The 25,850-nt window shown below is 43.9% G+C and carries 28 protein-coding genes and 1 tRNA gene; 11 read left to right on the plus strand and 18 right to left on the minus strand.

The window, feature by feature from the left end:
* Positions 1–28: 28 nt before the first annotated feature.
* Positions 29–190 carry a hypothetical protein gene (locus BLR65_RS29565; RefSeq protein WP_169717077.1) on the plus strand — a complete coding sequence of 54 codons (162 nt, stop codon included), beginning with the start codon at positions 29–31 and terminating at the stop codon, positions 188–190.
* Positions 191–235: 45 nt separating this feature from the next.
* On the opposite strand, the gene BLR65_RS06540 is transcribed toward BLR65_RS29565, so the two are convergent.
* Complete coding sequence (locus BLR65_RS06540) at positions 236–463, minus strand: hypothetical protein (protein ID WP_093793388.1); 228 nt, start codon at positions 461–463, stop codon at positions 236–238.
* 88 nt (positions 464–551) lie between these two features.
* Entirely contained in the window at positions 552–701 is a 150-nt protein-coding gene (locus tag BLR65_RS29570) for a hypothetical protein (protein ID WP_169717076.1), read from the minus strand.
* A 165-nt stretch (positions 702–866) separates the two neighbouring features.
* Between BLR65_RS29570 and BLR65_RS29575 the strand changes: the two genes are divergently transcribed.
* Together BLR65_RS29575 and BLR65_RS29580 are read left to right on the plus strand one after the other, a co-directional pair.
* Positions 867–1,013 carry a hypothetical protein gene (locus tag BLR65_RS29575; RefSeq protein WP_169717075.1) on the plus strand — a complete coding sequence of 49 codons (147 nt, stop codon included), beginning with the start codon at positions 867–869 and terminating at the stop codon, positions 1,011–1,013.
* Between the two features lie 266 nt (positions 1,014–1,279).
* Positions 1,280–1,423, plus strand: a complete 144-nt coding sequence (locus BLR65_RS29580; RefSeq protein ID WP_169717074.1) for a hypothetical protein — start codon at positions 1,280–1,282, stop codon at positions 1,421–1,423.
* Positions 1,424–1,482: 59 nt separating this feature from the next.
* Here BLR65_RS29580 and BLR65_RS06545 read toward each other — a convergent pair whose 3' ends face one another.
* Both BLR65_RS06545 and BLR65_RS29585 read right to left on the minus strand, forming a co-directional pair.
* A complete protein-coding gene (locus BLR65_RS06545; RefSeq protein ID WP_093793389.1) occupies positions 1,483–1,698 on the minus strand; it encodes a hypothetical protein in 216 nt (71 codons plus the stop codon).
* A gap of 1,147 nt (positions 1,699–2,845) precedes the next feature.
* Positions 2,846–2,989 (minus strand): hypothetical protein, encoded by a 144-nt coding sequence (locus tag BLR65_RS29585; protein ID WP_169717073.1) that lies wholly within the window; start codon positions 2,987–2,989, stop codon positions 2,846–2,848.
* A gap of 170 nt (positions 2,990–3,159) precedes the next feature.
* Between BLR65_RS29585 and BLR65_RS31345 the strand changes: the two genes are divergently transcribed.
* On the plus strand, positions 3,160–3,282 hold the full coding sequence (locus BLR65_RS31345) for a hypothetical protein (protein ID WP_281241501.1): 123 nt from the start codon (positions 3,160–3,162) through the stop codon (positions 3,280–3,282).
* Positions 3,283–3,825: 543 nt separating this feature from the next.
* On the opposite strand, the gene BLR65_RS06555 is transcribed toward BLR65_RS31345, so the two are convergent.
* Complete coding sequence (locus BLR65_RS06555) at positions 3,826–3,996, minus strand: aspartyl-phosphate phosphatase Spo0E family protein (RefSeq protein WP_093793391.1); 171 nt, start codon at positions 3,994–3,996, stop codon at positions 3,826–3,828.
* A 596-nt stretch (positions 3,997–4,592) separates the two neighbouring features.
* Here BLR65_RS06555 and BLR65_RS06560 point away from each other — a divergent pair.
* From BLR65_RS06560 to BLR65_RS06575, 5 genes are all read left to right on the plus strand, one after another.
* Positions 4,593–4,913 (plus strand): hypothetical protein, encoded by a 321-nt coding sequence (locus BLR65_RS06560; RefSeq protein ID WP_093793392.1) that lies wholly within the window; start codon positions 4,593–4,595, stop codon positions 4,911–4,913.
* The gene (locus tag BLR65_RS06565; RefSeq protein ID WP_093793393.1) at positions 4,910–5,188 is read left to right on the plus strand and encodes a hypothetical protein; all 279 of its coding nucleotides are present in this window, start codon (positions 4,910–4,912) and stop codon (positions 5,186–5,188) included. Before BLR65_RS06560 ends, BLR65_RS06565 begins: the two co-directional genes overlap by 4 nt.
* 360 nt (positions 5,189–5,548) lie before the next feature.
* Positions 5,549–5,809: a hypothetical protein gene (locus BLR65_RS28970; RefSeq protein ID WP_143122515.1), complete on the plus strand. Its 261-nt coding sequence runs from the start codon at positions 5,549–5,551 to the stop codon at positions 5,807–5,809.
* A gap of 139 nt (positions 5,810–5,948) precedes the next feature.
* On the plus strand, positions 5,949–6,269 hold the full coding sequence (locus tag BLR65_RS06570) for a hypothetical protein (protein ID WP_093793394.1): 321 nt from the start codon (positions 5,949–5,951) through the stop codon (positions 6,267–6,269).
* A complete protein-coding gene (locus tag BLR65_RS06575) occupies positions 6,266–6,544 on the plus strand; it encodes a hypothetical protein (protein WP_093793395.1) in 279 nt (92 codons plus the stop codon). Before BLR65_RS06570 ends, BLR65_RS06575 begins: the two co-directional genes overlap by 4 nt.
* 962 nt (positions 6,545–7,506) lie before the next feature.
* Here the strand turns inward: BLR65_RS06575 and BLR65_RS06585 are convergent.
* Positions 7,507–7,863 (minus strand): YmaF family protein, encoded by a 357-nt coding sequence (locus tag BLR65_RS06585; RefSeq protein ID WP_093793397.1) that lies wholly within the window; start codon positions 7,861–7,863, stop codon positions 7,507–7,509.
* Positions 7,864–8,670: 807 nt separating this feature from the next.
* Between BLR65_RS06585 and BLR65_RS06590 the strand changes: the two genes are divergently transcribed.
* Complete coding sequence (locus BLR65_RS06590; RefSeq protein WP_093793398.1) at positions 8,671–9,126, plus strand: CBO0543 family protein; 456 nt, start codon at positions 8,671–8,673, stop codon at positions 9,124–9,126.
* Positions 9,127–9,502: 376 nt separating this feature from the next.
* Here BLR65_RS06590 and BLR65_RS06595 read toward each other — a convergent pair whose 3' ends face one another.
* The 12 genes from BLR65_RS06595 to BLR65_RS06645 form a co-directional block, all read right to left on the minus strand.
* The gene (locus BLR65_RS06595; protein ID WP_093793399.1) at positions 9,503–9,829 is read right to left on the minus strand and encodes a hypothetical protein; all 327 of its coding nucleotides are present in this window, start codon (positions 9,827–9,829) and stop codon (positions 9,503–9,505) included.
* 314 nt (positions 9,830–10,143) lie between these two features.
* Positions 10,144–10,219, minus strand: a tRNA-Thr gene (locus tag BLR65_RS06600).
* Between the two features lie 85 nt (positions 10,220–10,304).
* Positions 10,305–11,519: an HD-GYP domain-containing protein gene (locus BLR65_RS06605; protein WP_093793400.1), complete on the minus strand. Its 1,215-nt coding sequence runs from the start codon at positions 11,517–11,519 to the stop codon at positions 10,305–10,307.
* 135 nt (positions 11,520–11,654) lie between these two features.
* Positions 11,655–12,224 carry an indolepyruvate oxidoreductase subunit beta gene (locus BLR65_RS06610; RefSeq protein ID WP_093793401.1) on the minus strand — a complete coding sequence of 190 codons (570 nt, stop codon included), beginning with the start codon at positions 12,222–12,224 and terminating at the stop codon, positions 11,655–11,657.
* 1 nt (position 12,225) lies between these two features.
* The gene (gene iorA, locus BLR65_RS06615; RefSeq protein ID WP_093793402.1) at positions 12,226–14,007 is read right to left on the minus strand and encodes an indolepyruvate ferredoxin oxidoreductase subunit alpha; all 1,782 of its coding nucleotides are present in this window, start codon (positions 14,005–14,007) and stop codon (positions 12,226–12,228) included.
* Positions 14,008–14,020: 13 nt separating this feature from the next.
* Positions 14,021–15,004, minus strand: coding sequence for an alpha/beta hydrolase (locus BLR65_RS06620; protein WP_093793403.1), 984 nt, complete (start codon positions 15,002–15,004; stop codon positions 14,021–14,023).
* 82 nt (positions 15,005–15,086) lie between these two features.
* Positions 15,087–15,284 carry a hypothetical protein gene (locus tag BLR65_RS06625; protein ID WP_093793404.1) on the minus strand — a complete coding sequence of 66 codons (198 nt, stop codon included), beginning with the start codon at positions 15,282–15,284 and terminating at the stop codon, positions 15,087–15,089.
* Between the two features lie 27 nt (positions 15,285–15,311).
* A complete protein-coding gene (locus tag BLR65_RS06630) occupies positions 15,312–16,175 on the minus strand; it encodes a fumarylacetoacetate hydrolase family protein (protein WP_093793405.1) in 864 nt (287 codons plus the stop codon).
* Positions 16,172–16,324, minus strand: a complete 153-nt coding sequence (locus BLR65_RS29590) for a hypothetical protein (protein WP_169717072.1) — start codon at positions 16,322–16,324, stop codon at positions 16,172–16,174. Before BLR65_RS29590 ends, BLR65_RS06630 begins: the two co-directional genes overlap by 4 nt.
* Positions 16,325–16,378: 54 nt before the next feature.
* Positions 16,379–19,504 carry an EAL domain-containing protein gene (locus BLR65_RS06635; protein ID WP_093793406.1) on the minus strand — a complete coding sequence of 1,042 codons (3,126 nt, stop codon included), beginning with the start codon at positions 19,502–19,504 and terminating at the stop codon, positions 16,379–16,381.
* Positions 19,505–19,803: 299 nt separating this feature from the next.
* On the minus strand, positions 19,804–20,622 hold the full coding sequence (locus tag BLR65_RS06640) for a methyl-accepting chemotaxis protein (protein WP_093793407.1): 819 nt from the start codon (positions 20,620–20,622) through the stop codon (positions 19,804–19,806).
* Between the two features lie 127 nt (positions 20,623–20,749).
* Positions 20,750–23,833: an AAA family ATPase gene (locus BLR65_RS06645; protein WP_093793408.1), complete on the minus strand. Its 3,084-nt coding sequence runs from the start codon at positions 23,831–23,833 to the stop codon at positions 20,750–20,752.
* A gap of 497 nt (positions 23,834–24,330) precedes the next feature.
* Between BLR65_RS06645 and BLR65_RS06650 the strand changes: the two genes are divergently transcribed.
* Positions 24,331–25,782: a purine-cytosine permease family protein gene (locus BLR65_RS06650; RefSeq protein WP_093793409.1), complete on the plus strand. Its 1,452-nt coding sequence runs from the start codon at positions 24,331–24,333 to the stop codon at positions 25,780–25,782.
* The last annotated feature ends 68 nt before the right edge of the window (positions 25,783–25,850 follow it).

Raw genomic sequence — 25,850 nt, forward strand, 5'->3', positions numbered from 1 at the left:
CACCATCACATAAGTGGGAGGTGGTAGTTTGTTCAGTAAAGAAGATTGCCCGGTTTATAGCTTTTGGAACGGCAAAAATTTAAATGGAAACAATCAGGTTTTTGATTACCACAGCAGCAGCGAAACCTGTGACCCAAACGAGTTCAAATGTGTTGAAGGCACAGAAACCATCTGTGCCGATGAACTGTAACCATCAAAAAATCCGCACAAGTTGTGCGGATTTTTTGATAGTTGCCTACCGGCCGCCAAGCAGCGAAGTTGTAATAACTACCGGTTCAAGTGACTGAAAACGTGTATTTTCCAGTGTCTGTAAGGCAGTAGTTAGCTTGGCAAGCTCCTCTTTAAGTACTGTTTTGGTATAACCAAATTCATCAAGCTTATGCAAGGCTCCGTTAAGTTCATTGATTTTGTCCACATACTCCTGGTGGCTACGTACAATTTCCATACCCGTTTTTACGTTCATGCTACTCATCACCATTGCTTAGAGATTCTGTATTTACATTATGCCCCATTAGCAATGTACTAACTCAAAAAATTAGATTTTCCGTTAATTATCGTTTTTTAACCCCGGACAACGCCTGGGAAAAGACCTCTTTAAAAGTTATCTTCTGCTGGGGCTTTCTTCTCGCACCGGTCGTGGCGTCGCGCTGGTCACGACTGACAAACTCCATACGATAAACAGGCATTATTTTTGTTATCATCTATGACCGCCCCCCTTTGCTTTAAAACTTCTATTTACTTAATTTATCGAAAAAACAAAGGCAGTTATTAAGTGGCCGTTAAATTTTATTGGCTCTCCATCCAATACTTACTTCGTGTTGCCCTAGTAGATCACGGTTAAACTATCAATTGAGGAGGTGGTGAATATGTTTCATAGAAAAAAACGTAAATCGATGCTGGGCATGGACATGGACATGGATTTTGACATGACTTCGATGCTAAAAGTCGTGGCAGTCGGCGCGGTTATTTACCAGGCCGCCAAATTCATGATTAATGAAATGACCAGCGACTAAAAATCGCCTCCATCTAAAAAGAGGAGGTGAAACAATGGCCAAAAAACAAGAGCAATGCAAAAATTGCAAACAGCAAAAAAATGTCGAGTTTGGCAAAGAAATTTGCCCAGCTGACAAACAAGCCAAAAAACAGGAAAAATGCTGCAAATAGTATCCGGGAGGGTGGAAAAAATTCCACCCTCTTTATTTATTTTTCCTATAAATTGCAATAATTATTATGGTATATTTAGCCAAAATAGGGAATACTAAGTTTGGAGGTGAGTGGAATGGGATTTAAAGATCTACCAGGCGGGGCAGCCGCCCGACAAGGCCAGTCCGCTGCTGACAAAATTACAGCACAACAAAACTCAAATGCTAGTAATACCCTGTCAAAACAGAATTCTCTTACCAGCGCACAATCTCCCAAATAAATCCCCTTTATTATAATAGAGCGGCACCATGCCGCTCTATTATTCTTTGAAACTCTTATTCATTTTCCGGGATTCTGCGTTTGCAACGCATTTTTGCGCCACATAAGTTCACGATAAATCTCAACAATATCGGCATGCAATCCCGCTAAAATGCTGGGGTCGGCATTTGGCGACAGCTTATACCGCTGTTCCATCATGGTCAACAACTCATTCAGCCTGTCTATATTATCATCGGCTCTTTCCATGGCCTCCCGATACCAATTCATTCCGCACATTGGACAATCCCCCTTTTAATTACTACTTCGCGGGGAAAAAACGGATTCCTTTAAAAATAAAAAAACCTCCGGTTTCGCCGAAGGTCAAAAATTTTATCCGAGCAACGGAGCTCCTCCCAATCCGTTAGGCTTTCCCTTAACCTAACAGACCCCCACCACTCCGTTGCACCAATTATGATTATACTACAATTGTAAGAGAAAAAACAAGCAGATTTAACAAATACCATACTGCCTGCAGCCTTCGGCATGGAGAATATATTGCCGGCAAAAATTGTCCATCTAAGTTGGCGGTAGCAGCAAAGGCTTTGCTAGCAACATAAAAATACTCAGTAACCGACCAGTCACTGAGTACTTTTATAAGGAGAGAGATGGAGATCATCTATATTGAATAGAGAGGTTTTTTTCCTCTCTATAATTTTTTCTATGGTTTGCATTATATATTCCTATTTTTAGAATTTGTTTAGAAAAAATTGGCCATTACTGTATTGCTGAGGAATTTATAATAGACATAATGGAAAATACAGAATATAATGAAAATAGAAATAGGAATGGGAGGCTGATAATATGCTTAAAAATTATCCTGCTACTCAATTATTTCTACTAACATTAGCCGTGTTAGCAGTTCTTACCTTTATTTCTCCATTCATAAAGGTCTGGAACGTCTACTTATTTCCTATACTAGACAGCCTAACTTTCGTAGTTAAAGTTATTTGCGGTTTTCTCTTTTACTTTACAATGATAGATATCATTGATGGCATTAATCTTCAAAGGCATAAACACATCCGCTGATTTAATTAGCACAAATTAAAAAGACAGAGCGAATTCAAGAATTCGCCTGTCTTTTCTTTTTTCCGGGCATTGTCTCTCATCGCGGGAACACCCTTGCAAGTTAGCCTGCACCTCCTCAGCTAATTTGAACATTTGCACCTACTAAACATAAAATACAATATAACAATAGGGGGAGGGCTATTATGCTTCTCTGGCTACTTATCGCGATTATAATTCTTTATCTGGTATCAAAACTACTACCGTTCATCATTGTCGCTGTCGCGTTTTGGTTTTTTTTCATAAGGTAGCGGTATAGCCGCCTACCCTTTTTTTGATGCTTACCCAATAAAAAACCGTCCTAGCGGACGGTAATGTGACCTTATTTACTTTCCTGATCCCGCATACAAAAAACTTTTTCTTTGCGCCCCCGGTGAAAATTGATACATTCACAACACTTACCATGCCGCTCACAAGTAGTTTTGGGACAAATACAGTTTTCCTCATTGCAATTAGTATTAGCCATAATTCTTTCCCCCCATTTTCTTATAAGAGGTTATTCGGCTTTATCACATTGAATTCCTGCAAAATTTAGCTGCGTATGGCTTATCATTTCATTGCTGGCTTTAATTCTCAAAAATTCATTGCCGTATTTAATCTTAACTTGGAAATACTAATCGGGGAGGTGTGGATTTTATGAATAGAAAACATCCTGATCGAACCGACGAGTGGCAAAAGCAGCAGCAGATTTTAAAAGAATATAGGAATAAAAAATTATCATCAAAAAATTTGGCTGACCCGGATAAAAAAGCGGACTGATTTCAATCCGCACCAAAATAGGTAGTCAAGGGGGGGCTTGCATGATACAACTATTAATTGCGGCCTTAGTTGTATTGGGCGTATGCCTTATATCTATAGCCTACTTCAAACTAGTATCCTATCCCTGGCAATAACAATAAAACTCACTGGGGGGCTTTAAGCCCCTCATTTTTTTAATTTGACAATTACGCAAATATCCCGGCACCTTACAGGAGAAAGATCTTCAACATCAATGCAGCCACTACTATTAGGTAAGATATTATTATTATTGCCAGCAATACTATCAAATACCTTATTATCTGATTTGTTTGCATAACCATAACACCTTTCCCTCTATATTAGCGTTCTCGCGATCTTATATCGACCATTTATATGTACGGCACAACTTGAATATTCGCAAACCCGGACACTAAACTGCTGTTGCTGGCAGTTATTTTACGAAAGCATAAAAAAAAACCGCACCCCAAAGTGCAGCTACATTCATAGTATTCTCGGCAAACGTTGATGGATAAATATTAGCAAAAAGAAAAGAGCTCCAAGGCTCTATTGGTTAAGCTTTTCATTCAACATTCGCTGATATTCGATTAATAAAACGTCAAGCATCTGACTTGCACGTATAACTTCCGCATCAGTTAATGCCTTGCCTTCCGAAACCTGGTGTAACTTCTCACGCAACTGTTCAATCATATTCTGAATCTCAATTAGATCCGCCATTTCACTCCTCCTAGTTGGAACTAACCATATTGTTTCCAACTGGAGGTGAAAATATAGGGCCCAAAAATGATTATTAGTGTTTTTCCTTGTACCAAAGGATTAGCAGCATAACATAAATGGTAAGCAGAACACCAACCAAAGTATAATTCACATCATCACCTCAGGATTAGAATACCCGGTTAGTGATTAAATAAAAATGGCCGTCCTGTTAAAACAACGTCCTTTCTCTTGCAAAAAAATCCCCGGACTTAAGCCGGGGAATGTCGAAGAACGAAAAAAATGTCCGATAATTTAATTGTAAATCGATTGCTGGACAAAATAAACCGTTTGGTAAATATAGTAAATAAAACAAATTACAATTCTAAAATAAAGCTTTCCTCTCCGGGCCAGCGGCTGAGTCCCAAAAGAAAGGCACCCAGCAGTATGCGTTGCTGGGTGCCTTTCTTCAACTTTTTGACTTTCATTAGAAAAGGTTAGAAAGTTTAACTATCTTAGTTAGTTGGCTTAAGGAAAAATGATGGAATCAGTGTCACTTATTTTCCGATATAGACATATTATGCAATGTAGATATCTAATTCTGTAAAGGAGGTTTATCTATGGACGGTTTTGGGCTATCGTCTATTAGTGGCACACGAAGCATTATTCGTGAATTATGCCAGGAAATAGGGCTTAATGTAGTTCTGTTTACAGCTGACGGTACAACTTTTTTTGGTTTATTACAACGTATAGAAGATGGTCGGTTTGCCAGGTTGACCCCTGCTGGCGGACAGCGACATGTAATCGTTATACCGCCTAATGGCGTAGTCTACCTTGAAGACTTTACACTTATTGACTTATGCACGCTTGTAGCTAAATCAGTAAATGCAAATACCTTTCCATTTGAAGACTTAGAAATTGCCGGAGGAGGATCAATATGACTGACGAGGCTCGCCAAGGAAATGACTTTATAAAACAACTATGTTTTTTCCAAGGACAACAAGGTGTAAATATTAGAACGTGGGGCGGTTTTCAATTTACTTGTGGACGCTTAATGGATATTGACGATTGTCTGGCAACGTTAACCGATGTTTCCGTCGTTATTCCAGGTTCGTCTGAATGCTTTAAGTTCAATTTTGTTACCGTTAATCTTTCCTGGTTGACTTCTTTTGGTATTTCCGATCGTAAGAATTGCCCCGATTGTGATGATTGTTAAAAAAAATAGACTTTCTCGAATAGAATAGTTCGTAAGCGTAAAAAAATGCCGTCACTGATTGATATGATATCAATGTGACGGCATTCTTAGGTAATCGCCTGCTTGCTCATGCCGTAGAATCGTTATGATTTTTGTTGTTATCACCTACCTTAACTTCACTTAACATTTCAACATAATCGTACATAAAATAAATAGGAACCAGAAAAATTTTTGGAGGTATAAAAATGAATTGCTGTAAACCACGGAAGGAGTGTATGCCAACACATGAGTGCATGCCTTCATGTGAGCCTATGCCAAAATCTGGGCAAAGGTGCCTTGGAACCTATTCGATGAAGTATAGGGTTTACGAAAACTGCGATTGTGATTACGACATACGTAGAATATGTGCTTACTGTGGTGGTGAATATGACGATCAACAAGATGAATGCCCAATGTGCGGTGCTCCATCCGATATGGGTTCAATGGATAATCCTAACGACGATCCTCCCTTTAATCCTGATGGATTCGGAAGGCGGAGGTTTAGATTTTTCCCGCGGTTTAGATTCTTCCCATTCTTCCCGTTTTTCTTTCCGTTCTTCCTCTTCCGACGCCGCCGTTTTTAAGATGTACTATAGCAAGTAAGTAAAAATAAAAGCACCCAGCGTATGGCAATTGCTGGGTGCTTTTATTTAGAAATGATGAAATTAGTGTCACTTATTTGCAAATATAAACATATTATGCAATATAGATATTTAAAACTATATATAAAGGAGGTTTATCTGTGGATGTATTTGGGCTATCGTCTGTTAGTGGCACACGCAGCATTATTCGCGAGTTATGCCAAGAAATAGGAGTTAACGTAGTTCTATTTACAACTGACGGTACAACTTTTTTTGGTTTATTACAGCGTATAGAAGATGGTCGGTTTGCCAGATTAACTCCTGCTGGCGGACAGCGACATGTAGTCGTTATACCACCTAACGGCGTAGTCTACCTTGAAGACTTTACACTCATTGACTTATGCACGCTTGTAGCTAAATCAGTAAATGCAAATAGTTTCCCATTTGAAGACTTAGATATTGCCGGAGGAGGATGTATATGACTGACGAGGCTCGCCAAGGAAATAACTTTATAGAACAACTATGTTTTTTCCAAGGACAACAAGGAGTAAATATTAGAACGTGGGGTGGTTTTCAATTTACTTGTGGACGCTTAATGGATATTGATGACTGTCTAGCAACGTTAACCGATGTTTCCGTCGTTATTCCAGGATCACCAGAATGCTTTGAGTTAAACTTTGTTACAGTTAATCTTTCATGGTTAACCTCGTTTGGTATCTCCGATCGTAAGAATTGTCCCGATTGTGATAAGTGTTAAAAAGAAAGAAAGGCACCCCGCAGGCACAAATAAAAAATCCCATTCCCTGAGCTATGGAATAATATCGTTAAAATAAAAGTATCCAGCAGTATGCATTGCTGGCTACTTTTACATAGGAAGAGGAATAGTGTATTAAAAATAAAGCCGCTCACAGTAAACGACCAATTGTTTAGTGATGTAATACAGAATGAGGCATTCTTGTCAGTAATGCCTCATTCTGTGTTTCCTACTATCTTGCTGTGGTTTGGCTTTAAGTAAAATTACTTAACAGGTCGGGCTAAAATCATCTTCAAAACAACAGAACAGTAAGATAATAATAATGATTATTATGATCCAACTGAAACCACCTCGACCCCCACAGCCACCGAATCCTCCAAAGCCCATAAGCTAGCTGGCCTCCTCATTGTATAGAGTAGTGGTACACTATAATCTATGAATCATTGAGCAATTTTGCGACAGATGCTACCTATTTGTTATCATCCTCTTTATCGAATTGCTTCAGTGCTGGTTGTAAATTAGGAAACATGCTCTCCCGCCTGGACTGTATCGCATGTTTTTGTTCAATGTTGGTCAACCAGATGACCACTGCTCTGGAAAAAAATGTAATACTCATCGTGGCAATAAAAGAGTAAAGGTATGTCCAGCCTCCAAGCCATAAAATCCCTGCCCAAACATAGAAAGGCTGAATAACGAAACAAAAAAATAATGACATGGTTGAACCGCTTTTAGTATGGCTAGATATATATAAACTTATTGCATGGAAGTATTACTACGGTTTTCCGATTTATATTGCAATTGGAATAATTGCCAGACTCATAGTTGAAAAAGTTGGATCCATGCAGCGGTAAACTAAAAAAGCGCCCCTTCGACCGCTATGTATTAAGAAACTAGCCCACCATCAAAATGAGGGTGGGCAAAAATAAGAATACCGCTTGGTGAATGTCGAGTACTGTACATTATTGTTAATCTCCAATTGGGTTTTCGATTAAAGTAGCAAAAACAAATTCATGAGCATGATCTTCGTCTACAGTAGTCATACCAGCTACAAAATGCACGTGTTTGCCATTACCTACGCATATGGCAGGACATGATCTAACACAAATTGCATGAAGATGATCTTCATAAAAGTCTGTCCTTGTAATTATGTCGTGTACATGACTATTTCCCATTGGAATGGCTTCACCGGAAATTCCAGCGAAACGGTGATTATGCGGATCCTCTTCTAATTCTGCTAGTTTTGTACTCCCTAAAAATTCGTGTACATGCGTCTGTTTTGGTTTCCCACAATGACCGCAACAAGTTCTATCATCATCGTCCACAGAAACACCTCCTTTATCCTTTTATGTTTCATAATATGTTACATAACATATTATGGTTACATTTTTACTCTGCATATTAATAAAAAAAATGTTTGGTTATGCAGAAAGAATGAGGCATCCTTGACATGTGATGCCTCATTCTTTCGTTTATAATTCTTTGTGGTTTGACTTTAAGTTAAAATTACTTAACAGGTCGGGCTAAAATCATCTTCAAAGCAACAGAACAATAAGATAATAATAATTATTATTATGATCCAACTAAAACCACCTCGACCTCCACAGCCACCGAATCCACCAAAACCCATAAGCTAACTGGCCTCCTCATTGCATAGAGTAAGTGGTACACTATAATCTATGTACCGCCATTGTTTTTTGCTACAGATAGGAAATTGTCCATATCTTTATAAAAAAATAGCCCAGCCAACTAGTGTGCGGCCCAGCTTCGCTGGACGCACGGCATAACAAAAGCGTCCCGAAGGACGCTAAAATTAACAACACCAGTCATACTTAAATTTGGAATATCTTTAAAATGTTATGGCTTTCATAAATTTCTTTTCCTGTATAAAAATCCCCAATTCTGCATATAGTAACTTAGGCGGCAATCTCCCTGTTATATGCCAGGGTAATGTTCGGAATTAATTACCCTGGCGTAACCTCCTTATACTTTTCTAACTATTCCTCACCCTGGCGACATTTGTCGTCTTTTTTATTGTCCCCCGCACAGGTTGCTTTCATGTTATCTTATCTCCCCTTTCGTTAGGTATTAAAACTACATTCTTAGGCTACGCTATTTTTAGGTGGTTAACAGTGTTTTATGTTGTACGGTTCATAATTGTTTGGATCATTTGGTTTGTATATGCGGATAAAAGACGCTGGAAGGAAATACTTCCGGTGTGCGTGTTTGCGTCTTTTCTCGGTGTAATAGCAGACACACTTATTGAATATTACCCGCGTTGGGAGTATGTTGAAGAAAGCATGCATCCCCTTTTTTTGGAATTAGGTGATGAATTTGAGATTTTCCCGGTCGTAACCTATCTGTTTATTCAGTGGGTTCCAGCAAATCAAACTTTGAGAAATATGTTCCTCTACTTTTTTGGTTGGACAGGACTCGCAATTCTTATTGAGTATATTCACTTAGTTACAGACCATATGGAATATTTAAACGGCTGGAGTATATGGCATTCCTATATAGCTGATTGGATACTATTCTGGTTGTTTTATAAGTTTCATAAAGTATTGGGTCTTAGAAAATTATCCAGATAAGAATTATTGCACAAGCATCGAATAATACCCTATCCTGTTTCGCTTATCTTCCATCGCCTTGAAATATGAACCAACAAATTAATTCCAGCATAAACTGTAAAAAAGCCATGGAGCAATAGATATGGAACGGAGAATTAGTCAATTAGAAAAATCTTAGAGTTTATCCCCCAGGCTCAGCAGCTTTAATCTGCAGCGTTAAAATAGATATTTCCCGGCAAACCGGCATGTATCTTATGTCAAAATTCGCATATAATTGGAGTTTTAATTTCGTTACATAATGAAATCCTAAAAGATTCAAATATATGATAAATAAAACCCAGGTATGCAGAAAAATCAACATACTTGGGTTTTATTACATAGTAAAGTTTATTTGGGATTATGAACAAGCTACTTCTACTGGAAGAATCAGTATAACAAAGTCTAGCTGAATTGCTACATCCCCTGCTGTAAGCTGCGCAATAGTTAATGGGAAATCTTCTGGAAGTATAGCATTCGTAACATCCATAATAAGAAATTCTTCTCTTTCACGGACATTAACTGTTCCTAGAACAATTACTTTTTCTGTATCATCTTTTCTTTCTAAGTGTTCGAGTACTGTAATTTTTTTTATTGTTCCAATTAAAGCTAAAGGTGTTTCACCAACATTTACTAAAACAGTGGCAGATCCTATAATAATATGGTCATTATCAGTATGGTTTCTCAAAATTTTCACTCCTTATAAAAATTGGGGTGGTGGGGTTTTATATGATATATTATTCAGATATTATTGCATAGGTGATATGTAAGCAAAAAAAGCTTCATTCAGTCTTCCGTACTTACATAATATCCTGCTGCCCAAAAGTGTCATACCCATGCAAGCCATTTATTGGCCGCTGGTAATGGTGAAGAGGAGTGTTTTTGGGTGGGTTACAGTGCTTTTATTGCGTAACATTTTATTTTCTGGCTACCGTGGAGGACGAGTTGGCGGAAAAACAATAAAAAAACGGGCTGCAGAAATCTGCAAACCCGTGAATTTTCTGGAGCCGATAATAGGATTCGAACCTACGACCCACGCTTTACGAAAGCGTTGCTCTACCAGCTGAGCTATACCGGCGTGTTGGACATTATTATTTTACCCGCTGTCGGCAAAAAAGTCAACATCAATACGATTCTTCTTTGTGCCAATTCATTTGGGAAATTCATCCAACCAAAGTATTGAGCTTATCGCTATCATGAAATAAATCAGCAACCACACTGCTGTCTAACTTACGGTTATTCGCCATATCCTGCATAATCTTTTGGACTTCACTCAATGCCAGCGGCTGGCGATAGGGCCTGTTTTCGCTTAACGCCATAAAGACATCAGCTACACTGACAATGCGTGATCCCAGTTTTAAAGAAGGCTCAGCAATATGAAACGGATAGCCCATACCGTCCAACGTTTCATGGTGAAAAGCGGCCCACTCGGCAACAAGGGAAAAGCCGTCAATTTGTTCAAGAATCCGATAGGTATAGTACGGGTGCTGTTTGATTGTTGAAAACTCCTGATCTGTCAATCGTTCGGGTTTTTCCAGTATTTCATTGGGTACGGACAGCTTCCCTAAGTCATGGAATAACCCGGCAATTTTCATCAGCTTAATTTCATCCTGACTATAGCCTCTGGCCTGCGCCAAAAATGCCGAAACCTCAGCAACCCCACGGGAGTGCAGGCCGGTAAAACGGCTGGTCCGGTCGATGATGGTCGCAAAAATTTCAGCAATATTGACAATATCATCAATGTTAAATACCATGCGCCCGTAGGCATCAATCTGCCGGAAAAAGTTTTGATAATAATGCGGATTCGTCAGATCCAGCCAAAAACTTTCCTGACGGGCAAACTCATGCAATTCCCGGACCAGGTCGGGATCAAAAGTAATGCCGCTTAATTTTCTGATTGCCGATAATACTTCGGGGCGCTGCTCAAATATGTAAACATTATCTCTCAGCAATATTTCCAGACGGTCGGCCAGATTGATAATCCGGCTGCCTATAGGGATATCCCGGCCCGCCAGGCCTGTCGGATTCGATCCATCCCATTTATCATGATGATGACGGATTACGTCTGCCAGCATACCCAGTTGCTGAGAGTCTTTCAACAATTCATACCCGGCCTCGGCATGCCAATAGACGTCCTCTGACACCTTAAACCTTTGCAACTTTCTTTTTTCAGCCCAATTGGACGCTGCTCCGATATCATGCAGCAAGGCGGCGTACACGACAAGCTGCTGCTCACCTTCAGCCATGCCGATATGCTCCGCAATCCGGCCGGAAATTAGCGCTGTTCGCCAGTGATGCTTTGATAAACCATTTGTCGACAATTCCAAGGCAATGGATAATGCACTTACCAAATTACTCGGATGAATCGAAAATAGCATGATTCTCCCGCTCCCTATACGAAAAATTATCCGCGGCATAGCCCTGACAGCCTATGCCGCGGACCTCAATGTGCTACATATGTGCCCATCGGTCAGTCAATTCCGCCTGCTTAGCCGAATTGAAACGGATATGTTTTACACCAAGCTCATGCCAACCGCAAGCGCCTTGAGATTAAGTTCGGCAAATTTAGGCTTGACATTATCGCGGATAATCTTTTCCCAATGAATAGTTTCCAGTCCCATGGATTTAATAATTGTACCCAGCAATATAACATTCATCACCTTGGGGTTGCCAAGCTCGGTGGCATGCTTAGCCGCATTCACTACGGTAGTTGGCACCTTGTTCGCCAATTCTTCCAGAATTCCGTCCGGATAATCAAATTTTCCCGCAAGAATCGGCATGGAGTTGATCTGATAATCATTTACCACAACTTTACCTGTTGGCTTTAGATACTTAAGCCAACGCCAAGCCTCCATCTTTTCAAAAGACACCAAAATATCGGCACCGCCTACCTCAATAACCGGCGCTTCCACCTTGTCACCATAGCGAACTTGCGACGATACGGACCCGCCCCTTTGGGACATTCCGTGAATTTCGCTCATTTTTACATCATAGCCGGCTTCCATAAGACCGGTAGTCAGAAGCTTGCTGGCAAGTATGGTGCCCTGGCCGCCTACGCCTACTAACAGTATGCTCTTCACCATCTCATGCTTCCTCCTTATGAATTGCGTTTTTAGGACAAACCTGAAGGCATACTTCACAGCCCACACAATCTAAGCCAATATTTGCCTTTTTGCCGGTTTTATCAAAAGATACCGCCGGACAGCCTGTTTTTAAGCACATTCTGCAGCCGACACACACCTCCGGATCAACCGCACAGCGCTGCGTAAAGCTGCCTTTAAACTCTTCCTTGTCTTGCGGGGAGAATTTCTTTAACACACAAGGCCATCTTGTGATAATGACCGACGGTTCATTCAGGCTTAACGCCCAGTCCAGAGCCTCTTCCACAGCTTTCAGATCATTGGGATTGATGACTCTAATCTGGTTTATGCCACAAGCCCGTACAAGTTTTTCAATATCTACCTGAATCGTTTCTTTACCCTGTAACGTATAGCCTGAGCCCGGATTTTCCTGATGGCCGGTCATACCGGTAATCCGGTTATCCAGAATTACCGTAATGGTATTGCTTTGATTATAGGTCACATCCAAGAGCGAGGTGACACCGGTGTGGAAGAAGGTAGAGTCGCCAAGAACAGCGACAACCCGCATCGGCGAATCCTTTTGCATGCTGAAGATTTGCTGCGCTCCATGGCCGGCGCTGATGCTGGCCCCCATGCAAATATTGTAATCCATAGCATTGTAGGGCTCGGCAAATCCCAAGGTATAGCAACCGATATCCCCGGAGACCAAAATGTTTTTCCGCTTACCCAGCGTATAGAAAAACCCCCTGTGCGGGCAGCCGGCGCAGAATGTCGGCGGCCGCGGAACAACCTTATCCGCATCATAATCGATCGACGGATTCTCCTTGCCGTAGACAGCTTTCCGGATCACATCGGGCGTCAATTCCCCACAGAAAGGAAATAGATCCTTGCCGCTGCACGCAAATCCTAACAACCGCACCTGCTCTTCTATATACGGATCATTTTCTTCAATCACATAAACCTTTTCGACCTTATGGCAAAATTCCTTGATCTTCTCGGTTGGCAGCGGGTGGGTAAAGCCTAATTTTAAGTAGGAGGCACTGTCTCCGAATACCTCCCTGGCATAATTGCAGCAGCCCCCGGAGGCAATTACGCCGATTTTTGTGCTATTCCACTCTATATAGTTGAGCTCGGTGGTATTGGAGAATTCCTGCAGTTTTTTCAGGCGCTCCTCCACTTTTACCCGCAGCACCCTGGCGTTAGCCGGCACGGTTACATACTTCCTGACATTTTTGACATATTCTTTGATACCGACTTCCTCACGGTCTTTACATTCGACAATTCCCTTGGAGTGGCATACCCTTGTGGTCATGCGCACGAGTACGGGAGTATCGAATCCTTCACTGATCGTAAAAGCGGTTTTGATCATATCCTTGGCTTCCTGGCTGTCAGCTGGCTCCAGCATCGCTATTTTCGCAAATTTAGCGTAATTACGGTTATCCTGCTCATTTTGCGAGGAATGCTGGCCTGGCTCGTCGGCGGTAACCAGAACCATCCCGCCGTTTACACCGGTATAGGCATAGGTAAACAACGGGTCCGCCGCCACATTTACCCCCACATGCTTCATGGAAGCCATGGCGCGCGCTCCCGCAATCGATGCACCAATAACGGCTTCCAGAGCGACCTTTTCATTTGGTGCCCATTCCGCCAGTATATCCTCTTTGTAGGTGGCAATATTCTCGAGTATTTCCGTACTTGGCGTTCCCGGATAGGCGGAGGCAAATTTTACACCTGCTTCATAGGCTCCGCGGGCAATAGCCTCATTTCCGGTTAATAATTTCTTCATCTACAGCTCTCCTTTACCTTTCTGAATGGTTAGCAACAAAATTAAGCACCCGTTGCCGGTATTCATCTTGATGGTTAAAATAGGACATCGCATGAGGAACATTGGGAAAAATTCGTTTTTCTTTATCCCCTTTGGTGGCAGCATACAGTTGTTCACACATGGCCGGCGGCACCAAAGCGTCCGCCCCGCCATGCAGATATAAAACAGGGGTAGTCACTGTCTGGACAGCATGGACAGGTGAAACGTCCTGAAAGCGGAAGCCTGCTTGCCAGTTAGCCGCCAGACTGGCATACCAGAGTAGCAGTTTCACCCAGGCCGGGTTATGCAGCCTGACTGTGGCGTCAATCTGCTGAATCAACAATGTCTCCAGATCGGCATAGGCGCTGTCGGCGATATAAAAACGGACTCTATGCGTGGCTTCATTCATTTCCGCATGCAGCAGCGCCGTTGCCGCCCCCATGGACATACCGTGCACCCCGATAATGCCACCCGGGTTATGCTGTTCTACCCAGTCGACCCACTGATCAAGATCATACCGTTCATAGAATCCCCATGTTACCGAGCTTCCGCCACTGTCGCCGCTGGCGCGCGAATCGTACACTAAAACGTTATAGCCGGCTTTCCAATACATAGGAACATACCAAAGTCCGACCAAACGGGTGCCGGCAATGCCATGCACAAAAATAACCGTATTATTGGTTGGCTTGGGATTCGGCAGATAAGTTCCCTCCAGCCGGTAGCCTAAACGTGATTCAAGACTCACAGCCTGCCAACGCCCGGAATGGATTCCTTCATTCAGAACCTTTTGCAAAGGCTGTAACCGTTCTATGCCAAACCGGGTATGCCTGATACAGAACTCTTGATAAAATGCATTGCCGGCCACAAGCCCCACCGCATTAATGATAACAAAAAGAACCACCAAAACCGCCAGCATCACGACACCGTTCTGCCGCCAGGCCCGCCGCTTTAATGCTCTAAGTTCAGAATCCCGGTACATACAGCTCTCCTCAGACTTATATAAGTAGCAGGAACGCCGGCAGTGTAAGCCAACCTAAGTATTCCTGCAAGGGTTACCCGCGTTACGCGTCAATATCGATTAATCCTTCTTGCTGACGCTTGCCTTTTACAGTTTCTTTCTCCGCTTGCCGGTTATTCGGCCTATTTTTCTTGCGCAGTTCCCTTTCCCCGGGTAAGGGGTTAAAGTAATAAATGGGACGTACAGGTGAGATTTTCCCCAGCTTTTCAACGGGCTCAACAGCCGTCGGTTTTCTGTCCATTAACTCACTCCCTTTACTGCGGTTACTTTAGGCCAACGTGTTTTCCAGGGTACCAATCTTTTCAATGGTAACCGAAATTTTATCCCCGGACGTGAGCCAGTGCTGCTTATCTTCCGGATAACCCAGTATAACTCCGCCCGGAGTTCCGGAAAAGATAAGATCGCCCGGTTTTAGTGTCATATGCTTCGATAAATAACTGATGATTGTCGCACAATCAAAGATCATATCCCGTGTATTTGCCGATTGGCGAACCGTCCCGTTAACCTTGCAGCTGATGTCCAGATTTTGTGGATCCAGCTCATCGGCAGTCGCAAGGTAAGGTCCGATAGGGGCAAACTGATCACAGGTCTTGCCCAGCAGCCATTGCCCTGTGCGGAACTGGAGGTCCCTGGCACTAAGATCATTGCCAACCGTGTAGCCAAATACGTAAGACAAAGCTTCTTTCACTGGCACATTTACAGCTTGTTTACCTATAACAATAACCAATTCTGCCTCATAGTCAAATTTCACCGCCGCTTGGGGAAGGGAAATCGTCTCCTGATGAGCCGCCAAGGCGTTGTTAAACTTACTAAATAATACAGGTGCTTCCGGAACCTCTATATCACACTCATCCCGGTGACTGATATAATTGAGGCCGACACAAATAATCTTTTCGGGACGGGTAACGCAAGGAGCGAATGTAATGTGCTCTTCGGCAATGGATTGGACATTTCTCTTCAATAACTCAGCCAATTGCGCCTGTCCCTTTTTGCCTGTGGCAATAACCTGTTCGATCGTTTCCGGGACTTTAACGGAATAAGCGGCAGCCGCCTCTTTCACGTCAATAACCCCGCAGTCACTTTTAATCCCCAGGCGAATTTGGTCGTCAACTTTAAAATTGACCAACTTCATATCGGTTCCATCTCCTTTATATGAATATGAATAATCCATTTCTGTTTATCCTCACCGGTCTGCAGATTATCATTCGATACAACTGTTCTGTTTTCCTTTATCCGTTCCGCATCACCTTTGATATAGGTTCCTAAAGATTTTACAGGCAAAAAATAAACCCCCAGGCTATCGTGCGGTTGCTGGGGGAAGGCGGCAAGCAGGCCTCAATCACCTGAAGCGGAATCGGTTACCAGCCTGATGGCTGCCTCTGCCGCAAGGGGTTTACTGAAAACATAGCCTTGAATCCGGTCGCATCTGTATTCCGACAATATTTTGAGCTGCTTCTCAGTTTCCACCCCTTCGGCGACTAAAGACAGCCCCAAATTATGACCCAAATTAATCATGGCGCCGACCACATGCAATTGTGCCTGATCACTCACAATCTCGTCAATAAATGATTTATCAATCTTCAATACCCCAACCGGCAAACTTTTCAAGTAGGTCAGCGAGGAATACCCTGTACCGAAATCGTCCAACGAAAGAACAACTCCCAGCTCCCGCAACTGACTTAACTTGAAAATTGCGTCTTCTACCGACTCAATAAAAATACTTTCCGTAATTTCAATCTCAATCTGGCCAGGGCTGATACCGGCAGCCTCAATACAACTGCGCACTGTCGCTACAAAACCGTCGGCTACCAACTGCCGGGGCGAAATATTCACCGCCACATGAATAGCCGCTTTCCCCATATCCGCTAATCGCCTGGCAAAAAGGCAGGCCTCCTTGAATACCCATTCGCCGATTGGAATGATCAGACCGGTTTGCTCAGCCAGCGGAATAAAGCGGTCAGGCGGCATAAAGCCATGTTCGGCACTATTCCACCGCAGCAAAGCCTCAAAGCCGATCAACCGCTTCCCCGCAGCATCATATTGCGGCTGATAATTGAGTAAAAACTCTCCTCGCTCCAATCCACGCCGCAGACCATTTGTCAGTACCATCTTTTCGTTGGTCTCCTGGAGCAGCACCGGTTCATAAAAACGCCAGCAGGCCTTGCCTGCCTTCTTGGCGGCGTACATGGCAATATCGGCCTTCTTAACGAGATCCTCCGCCATATCACTGTCTCCCGGATACATGACGACCCCCACACTGGCCGATAAGTGTACCTGCTCCAAAGCCACTTGGTACTCCCGGCAGAGTTCATCAATAAGGTGATCAGCCATGCCGGCGGCTTGGCCGCGGGTTTTTCCGCCCGGAATTACCACAACAAACTCGTCGCCACCAATGCGGGCGACAAAAGCGGTTTTATCCACTGCCGCCACCAAATACCGGCTTACGGTGACCAGAACATGATCGCCGAAAGAATGTCCGAAATTATCATTTATCTCCTTAAATTCGTCAATATCAATAAACAAAATAATGCCGCTTGCCTGTCCAAGATGACTGCGCTCCATTTCTTCCTTAAGATATAAATTTAAACTCACCCGGTTAGGCAGCCCGGTCAGCGTGTCATGAAATGCAATCTCACTGATTTTCTTCTGGGCCGTGTCCCTTTCCAAAGCGACAGAAGCCAAATCGCCAAACTGGCGCAAACTATCCAAGTCCTCTTTCTTAACCGGCGTAGTGACCTCGCTCCAGCAAATGGTAAGGACGCCGCTGACTTTACCCGCTTGTATCAGCGGAATGGTAATCACACTGCTTGTTGAAGCATCCAACAGTTTGTCAAAAACACGATAGGCATAAACCCGATAGTCGGCAATATAAAACATCTTGCCTGTAGAATACACATGCCGCAGTATCCCGGACTCGCCTGCCTGAGGTGTCCTAATGGTTACCTTATCGATTCCGATACTGTGATGAATATAAAACTTTTTCCCATCCTCACTGAACAAGCCGATATAACCCGCTGCCGCGTTCAGCATTGCAACCGCATTATGGAGAATGGTTTCCAGAATATCTTCCATGCCGGCGGCATGCGGCTGCGTCAACAGGCCGGTGATCGCCCTGTATTGCCGTTCACGGAATAGGAGCTTTTCCTCCGTTTGGCGTCTGGCTGAATTTTCATCATTCAGGCGTTGATTCGTATCCTCCAGGGTTTCATTCATAGCAGTCAATTCTTCGTTCAGAGCCAGCATTTCCTGATTGGCGGCTTCCAGTTGAGAGGTCCGCGCTTCCACCAGGCTTTGCAAACGTTTCCGGTGCTGACGCAGTTCATCAACCATTTGGTTAAAATTTATCGCCAGGATACTATATTCGTTGGCAGACTGAACAGCCAGGCGTACGGCCAAATCGCCTTCCTTGATTTGGTTGGTTGCCTGCACCATATCCTGTAGAGGCCTGGTCAGCCTGCGCGAAAACCATAGCGATAAAAATATCGAAAACACAATCACCAACATTCCTACAAGGGTGGTTTTTACCGTCACATAGTCCATAAACGCCATCACAGTTTTCTTCTCTTGCACGACGATCAGGCTCCAGGGTTTGGTCGTCCCCGGTAAAGCGATCGTCCTGTAGGCACACAGGTACTTCTCGCCGTTTATGCCTGTATATTCCCCTACACCGGCCTCGCCTGCCGTAACCCTGGCGACAAGCGTTTGCAGAGAGGGCGTAAGCGCAAAGGGTACTTCCTCGGTGAAGTGATTTCCTTTGTCATCCTTCAGGGTCTTGCCATTGGCATCCCGCAGCAATACAGTTTTCTTCAGGGTTTTATAATTATATAGTTCGGCAACCTGCTGCCTGTCGGGATGGGCGACCACTACACCTTCTCCATCCAACAAATAGGCATAGCTTTCCCCGCCCGAACTATAATTCTCCACCATCTGCTGCAATTGTCTTACCTCAATATCTGCCAAAAATATTCCACTTAACTCCCCATTGGCATACAGTCCCTGAATGATCGAAGTTACCGGGACGTCGGAAGATATGGAATAATAGCTTCTGGAAATAAACGGCTGCCTGTCCGCAATAAATTTCCTGAACCACCAGCGTTCCGCTCTGTTGGCCGGAGCACCGCTGGTCTTGGCTATCGAATCACCATTTACATTATAAATCGCCAAAACCTGATAAAAAGGATACCGCCGCTTCGTCTCGATCAATAGCTGTAATTGTTTATCGGCATCCAGGTTTTCTAAGTCAGGGTACTCGGCAATTTGCTGATTGACATTGTATGCGTTTTGCATAAACTGGTGAATAGTATAAGCCAAGCTTCCCGCCGTGGCCTGAAGACTATCCTGCATCTTCCGCTGATAGTCTTCTGAGACCAAAGAGTGACTAATCATTAGGGTAGAAACCATAGCAAGTAATATGAGCGAACACATAATTATAGTCAATTGATGGCGAATTGGAAACTGCATTGAATATTACACCCCTAAATGAAACCATACGATTTGTTCTGTTATGAATGATCGGTTATAAAGTTACGTTAAAATTGTATAATAGATATATTCTAACGAAATTCCCTCATCCCTTCGAATAAAATACTTAATTTTCGATAATCTTTTTCTTTTCTCTGCAGCCGCCAGGAAAATAGAAATGCTGTTTGTCATAACGACAAACAGCATTTCTCGTTTTCCGGAACCGATCGGGGTTCTGGTATTACATATTATACTATTTTTATTAGTACTGTTGATCAGCCAAACGTACTGCCCGCAACCTATCGCTGCAGTTTGGCGACCCGCTCAACCTCATTGGCTGATGACGCCAGTTGCTGCAAGGATGCCGATATTTCCTCGGTAGCGGCCGCCTGGCGTTCACCGGCTTCGGAGGTATGAACAACAGTATTGACCAGTACATTGATTTCCTTCTGGATGTTTTGCAAAATTCCCTTGATCGTTGTTACCGCTTCCGCACTGTTTACCGCCATTTTGCGAATTTCCTCGGCTACGACAGCAAATCCTCTCCCCTGTTCACCGGCACGGGCAGCCTCAATGGCGGCATTAAGGCCAAGCAGATTTGAATTGGCCGCAACATCGCTTACAAATCGGAGAATCTCGTCCGTCTTTTGGATATCGGCCAAAACATTTTCCCCATTACTGCGGATGTTGCTCAAATCACCGGCCAGCTTGGCCGCCGTTTCGGCAACTTCCTCCGAACTGGCGGATAGTTGCTCGGTGGTAGCGGCTATCGACTGTGAGGCTTCATGAAGAGTATGCTGAATTTCAACGCTAACGGCACTTGAGATAGCCCCCACCAGTTGATCGCCGTCAAAAATCGGTACACAGTATGCCTTGGCCAGGAATCCATATAACTCCTTGGGGAGCATCTTCTGGACAGCCTGTTTCGTTTTCAGACATTGATCCACCGCTCCGCCACTTGCTATCTTGTCGCCTTTTTGCGTTTGCAAAGTAAAACTATCGGCATTAAGAAAATGAACAATCGTCCCCTCTGCATCGGCAATCAAAATGCTGCAATCAAATGCATTGAGCTTTTGGTACACCTCTGCCGATTGAATAGCAGCTTCTAATTGGTTCATACCCTTCCTCCTTTATAAACAGCTATAATCAATCCCCGCCACCGGCGCCTGCCGGCCATGGTTTGATTGATCCCCACGTTAAACAGCCTGTAAGCACTATCATAGGATCTTCCATGTCAAAACATCGTCAAAAAAATTCGGCCACTTCATCCAGTGACTTCCTTTCCAGGGCCCCGCCCGCCTTATGCAAAATAATTTTTGCCTGTTGATAATACTCCCGGGCCGACAACGTTAAATAGTCCCCAAAAATATCTGCCGCCACCGGATTCTGATCCATAGCCTGTCTGATTTCCGTTTTTGTCTGCAATACCAGTCCATTTTGATAATTGTCATGATACCTGTCTAAAAATTCATCGGCTTTGTGCAAATACATCCGGCCTTCATGATAGCGTTTTTCCCTGACGGCAATAATAGCCAACACACAATACAGGGTACAATAACTGCGGGAACACCAATACCCCCGGTACTCGCCAAAGCCGTCGCCTACCGCCTGGGCGTCTGATAAATATTGGCGCGCTTTATCAATAATTCCCAGTTTAAAGGCGGTATAGCCGGCATTGATGTAAAACACCGCCACCCCTTCGCTAATTCGCTTATGGCCTGCCGTCTTTACCGCCTGCTCATAATAATGCAGCGCTTCCTCCAGCTTAAGCGCCTCGCGCCGTAAGTTGCCAATATAATTATAAGCGGCGGCAATATTTAAAATATAACAATTATTTTGCATATCCATTTTTTTAAATAGGGCAATCGACTGGCGGTAATATTGCTCGGCCTGTTCCGTCTGGCCGCATAGCGCCGCGGCCAGACCCAAAAAGCGCAAAGCAGCCGCTTTTTTCCCCGGCAAATCAGCCTGCTCGGCGATATCGAGCAGTTTCTCGGCAAACCTTTTGATAATACTGGGCCGGCTGACCTGAATACCCAGAAAGATCATTTCCTGATATCCTTTGACCAAATAATCCTGGAACCCCTTGTCGGAGGCCAAGCGCAAGAGCTGATGAATCATCTTGATCCCGGCGGCATGCTCGCCGCGCCAAATATAATAGCGCCCCATCATCTCCCAATAAGCACTCTGATAGATAGCCACCTGACCATCGCCAGCCTGTTCCGCAGCCATGACGGCGAGGAGTTCCCTGATCTTCTCCAGATAAACAACCGTTTGATGGCGGCTTTCCCGAAAACCGCTATAGCCGGCGGGATAGCAATCATTCAGTTCCGGAAACAGCTCATACTGCGGGCAGAAATACTTCTCCGCCAGCTTTACCGTGTAGGCAATCACCTTAATTTTTTCATCAGCCTGCGTATAATGATATAAAATGGCTTCGTAAATGTCCTTAGCCTGCTGGCCGTTGTTGACCTGGCGTTCCAGTTCCAGGCCGACTAATTTATGCAGCAGCTTTCGTCTGGGTATCGACATTTGCTGATAAACAAAACTTTGAATCTGCAAATTGTAAAACGTGTAGACAAGCCCTTTGGGCACAATATGATCAGTTTTGGTGATCAGCCGTTTGCGTTCCAGCTCCTCAATCGCCTCCACCAGGGCAAACTCGTCCACCTTCGAAATAGCCAATAACTCATTATAACTGGAATACTTGAAAAATACGGAGGCTACCTCCAGAATTTTGCGGGCATTGGCCGATAAATTTCCCAGCCGTTCCTTCAAAACACTTTGCAAACGCAAAGAGCCGCTGCCGAGTTCCCGTCCGGCGGCAAGTAAATGCAAACACTCCATTAAAAATAAGGCATTGCCGCCCGTGTACTCATAAAGCTTATGCTTTAGCTCATCATTAATTTTTTCGGCCGGCAATTTCGATTCCAATATTCTGCCCACCGTCTCAAAGTCGAACCGTTCCAGCATGACCTTTTCCAGCATGTCGTCCCGTTCGAAATCCCATAACGACTTTTCGATATGACTGAAATATTCACTATGGCATAAGGCGATACAAAAAATTTCCGAGCCATGCAGACGCAAAACCTGGTGCAGTACGGCCAGACTTTGGCTGTCCATCCAGTGAATATCGTCAATGACAATAATAAGGCGCCGTTGTTTGGCCAGTTTTCCCAGAACACCGCACATAATTTCTTCGACCATTGTCGGATTAAATTCATAAGCGACCATAAAAGATTCCTGGCCGGTAAGGGTATCGCTCCATTCAAGCGCGGGAAAAATATAAGACAGCACCTTATACCATAATGGCGGAATCGCAATTTTATCACGCACCAACAGATTCTTTACCTGGATAAAAATATTACTCCACGATTTATAATCATATCCCGCTTCAGCCTGGTAGCATTGTGTCCGCAGAACACTGCAGTTTTCCGCCGGTATACTGGTAAATAACCGTTCTACCGTTGTGGTTTTGCCAATACCCTGCTCCCCCTGGACAAACATCATGGGATGCTTGTGGCGTTTTAAACAAAAATGCGCCACCGCCGTGCGTAAAACCTGCAATTCCTTATCCCGTCCGAAAAAGCCGTCTTCCTTGGCAGCGTCTGCCACCTTAGCGGTAATCATTCTTTTTTCGCGTACCCGGTTATAGATTTCCCGCGTCTTGGAACTGGGCTGCAATTTCAAATCTTCGGCCAGTCTCTTTTCCAGCTCCTGATAAATTTCGATGACTTTATAAAACGCTTCTTCCCGCTCATAGATCTTCATCAACAACCGGTAAGCGCTTTCATTATATTCATCCAGCTTAATTAACTGCTTAATCGATTGTTTGGCAGCCATATAATCTTTGTCGTTCATCCGCTTAACAATACTCTCGGTAAGCCGGACCGTAACCTTCTCCTTGAAACGCTCACGCTCCAGCATAACCCATTCATCAAAGGCATCCGTATTTTTGCAGTAAAATCCGTCCAGGAAAACCCCCTGGTAGGTATCTAAAAAAGTATGGATTTCCATTATATCTAAAAGAGCCACATCGGTACTGTCAATTAGCTTCGGATTTACGGCAATAGTCGTCCGGGTCGGCGTAATCAGCAGGGAATTCGACATGATCTTTTTTATTAAATAAATCGTATTGCGCAAATTTTTCTTGGCCGAATTTTCATCCATATCGCCCCAAAACATTGTCGCCAGCTTTTCCCGTGTGGTTTCGCCGGCAACCAATAGAAAATATAACATGGCCTCCATTTTTGCAAAAGGGAAATTTAGTTTCTGTTCATTCCAGTAAATCGCGGGGTTTCCAAACATAATCGCACGTAATGTACTCATAAGTTCCACTCCAATAAATGTAATTTATCAAGCAACCGTCCTGCGTTTTCCCAAATTACATCTTCCCTTTTTACAGAAAGCTCCCGGTTTTCCCCCGCCAATCTCTTAATTTTCGGAGGAATAAAACAATTTATCCTATCAATTATCAATTTACGCATCACTAAGTATTATATCATTTTTAGAAAGACAAAGGGGAATCATCTTTTAATTGACGTTATCTTTTGACGATTAGGTAAAATTCGACGTTTTTTTGACAGTTGGCGATTATCATATTCCTTAATTGATAAATCTCTGTCTGTTTAATAAGCTAAAGCAATCATAAATTGCAGGCCGCAACATGCACGGTAACCTTATAACCCTAAACATGGAACGGGTAATTGGACCGTAACCCCCGGACATGCCTTACCGTGCCATTGTGCGGCCATGCAATATTATATAGATACAAAGGAATGAGCATCAAATCTTGCTTAACCACAAAATAAGAAGAAGGAGTGAAAATGGTGACCCAAGCAAAAGACAGCTTGATTGAAACACGTTCTATTGACATGATTCCCGATCACGAGAGGCATGGTAAGCCATTCAACCAGTTCACGCTCTGGTTCGGCGCTAACATGCAGATTACTTCCGTAGTGGACGGCGCTTTGGCCGTAGTATTTGGCGCTGACGCCTTGTGGGCTTTCATCGGTCTGTTGATCGGCAATATCCTGGGAGGCGCGGTTATGGCCCTTCACTCGGCGCAGGGCCCTCGTTTAGGCTTGCCGCAGATGATTTCCAGCCGCGCCCAGTTTGGTGTTCTTGGTGCTATCCTACCCTTAATTTTAGCTGTTGTTATGTACCTTGGCTTTGCCTCGACAGGTACTGTTCTTTCCGGACAAGCCATCAACGGCATTCTCGGCGTCCAAAACCCGGCTATTGGTATCATAATATTCGGTACTCTCACCGCCATCCTGGCACTTCTTGGCTACAAATATATCCATGCTCTGGGCCGAGTGGCAACCGTTACCGGCATCCTCGGCTTTACCTATCTTACGATTATGGCCTTTGTTAAATTTCCCGTTGCTTCCTTATTTGGGGTAAAACCGTTTGAATTGACCACTTTCCTGTTGGCTGTTTCCCTGTCGGCAGGCTGGCAGCTCACCTTCGGCCCTTATGTCGCGGACTACAGCCGGTATCTGCCGCGCAGTACTCCTCAATCGTCTACATTCTGGAATACCTTCCTCGGCAGCGTTATCGGCACCCAATGGGCAATGACCCTTGGCGTCATTATCAGTGCAGCCAGCGCTGCGGGCTTCGGCGGCAGCTTCCTGAAAAATCAGGTAGGCTATCTGGGTGAACTGGGAGGCTTGGGCCTCATTGCCATCCTTATCTATATTGTCATCGTTATCGGTAAATTAACCGTTAATACGCTGAATGCCTATGGGTCCTTCATGTCCCTGCTGACCATCACAACGGCCCTGAGCGGCAAGAAAACGGCTTCAACAACCTTACGGACTTTGTTCATTCTGGGAATGATCGCCGCTTCCGTCTGTGTCGCCCTCTTTGCCAGCAAAGACTTCCTCAATCTGTTTAAAAACTTCATCCTGGTGCTGCTCATGGTCTTCACCCCGTGGAGTTCGGTCAACCTTATCGACTTTTACTGTATTTCCAAGGAAAATATTGACGTTCCCGGCTTATATGATCCCAAAGGCCGCTACGGCGCGTGGAACATACCTGCCCTTGTCTCCTATTTTGCCGGCGTAATTGCCCAAATTCCGTTTATGGCACAGGCCCTGTACACCGGCCCCATTACGAAGATGCTGGGCGGTACCGATATTTCCTGGATTGTCGGCTTAGTAGTAACAGCGGCCATCTACTATCCTTGGGCCAAGAGCCACAACGTGGCTCCTGACGATATGATTTATCCCGAAGAATATCTGCTTGCCGCTGAAAAAGAAAAGACAAACAACTAGCAAGCACCAGCCAAAGTTTACAAACGAGCAACCAGTAAAAAATACCTGTTACCTAAAAAAGCTTCAAG

The sequence above is a fragment of the Sporomusa acidovorans genome (assembly GCF_900101845.1).
Taxonomy (GTDB): domain Bacteria; phylum Bacillota; class Negativicutes; order Sporomusales; family Sporomusaceae; genus Sporomusa; species Sporomusa acidovorans.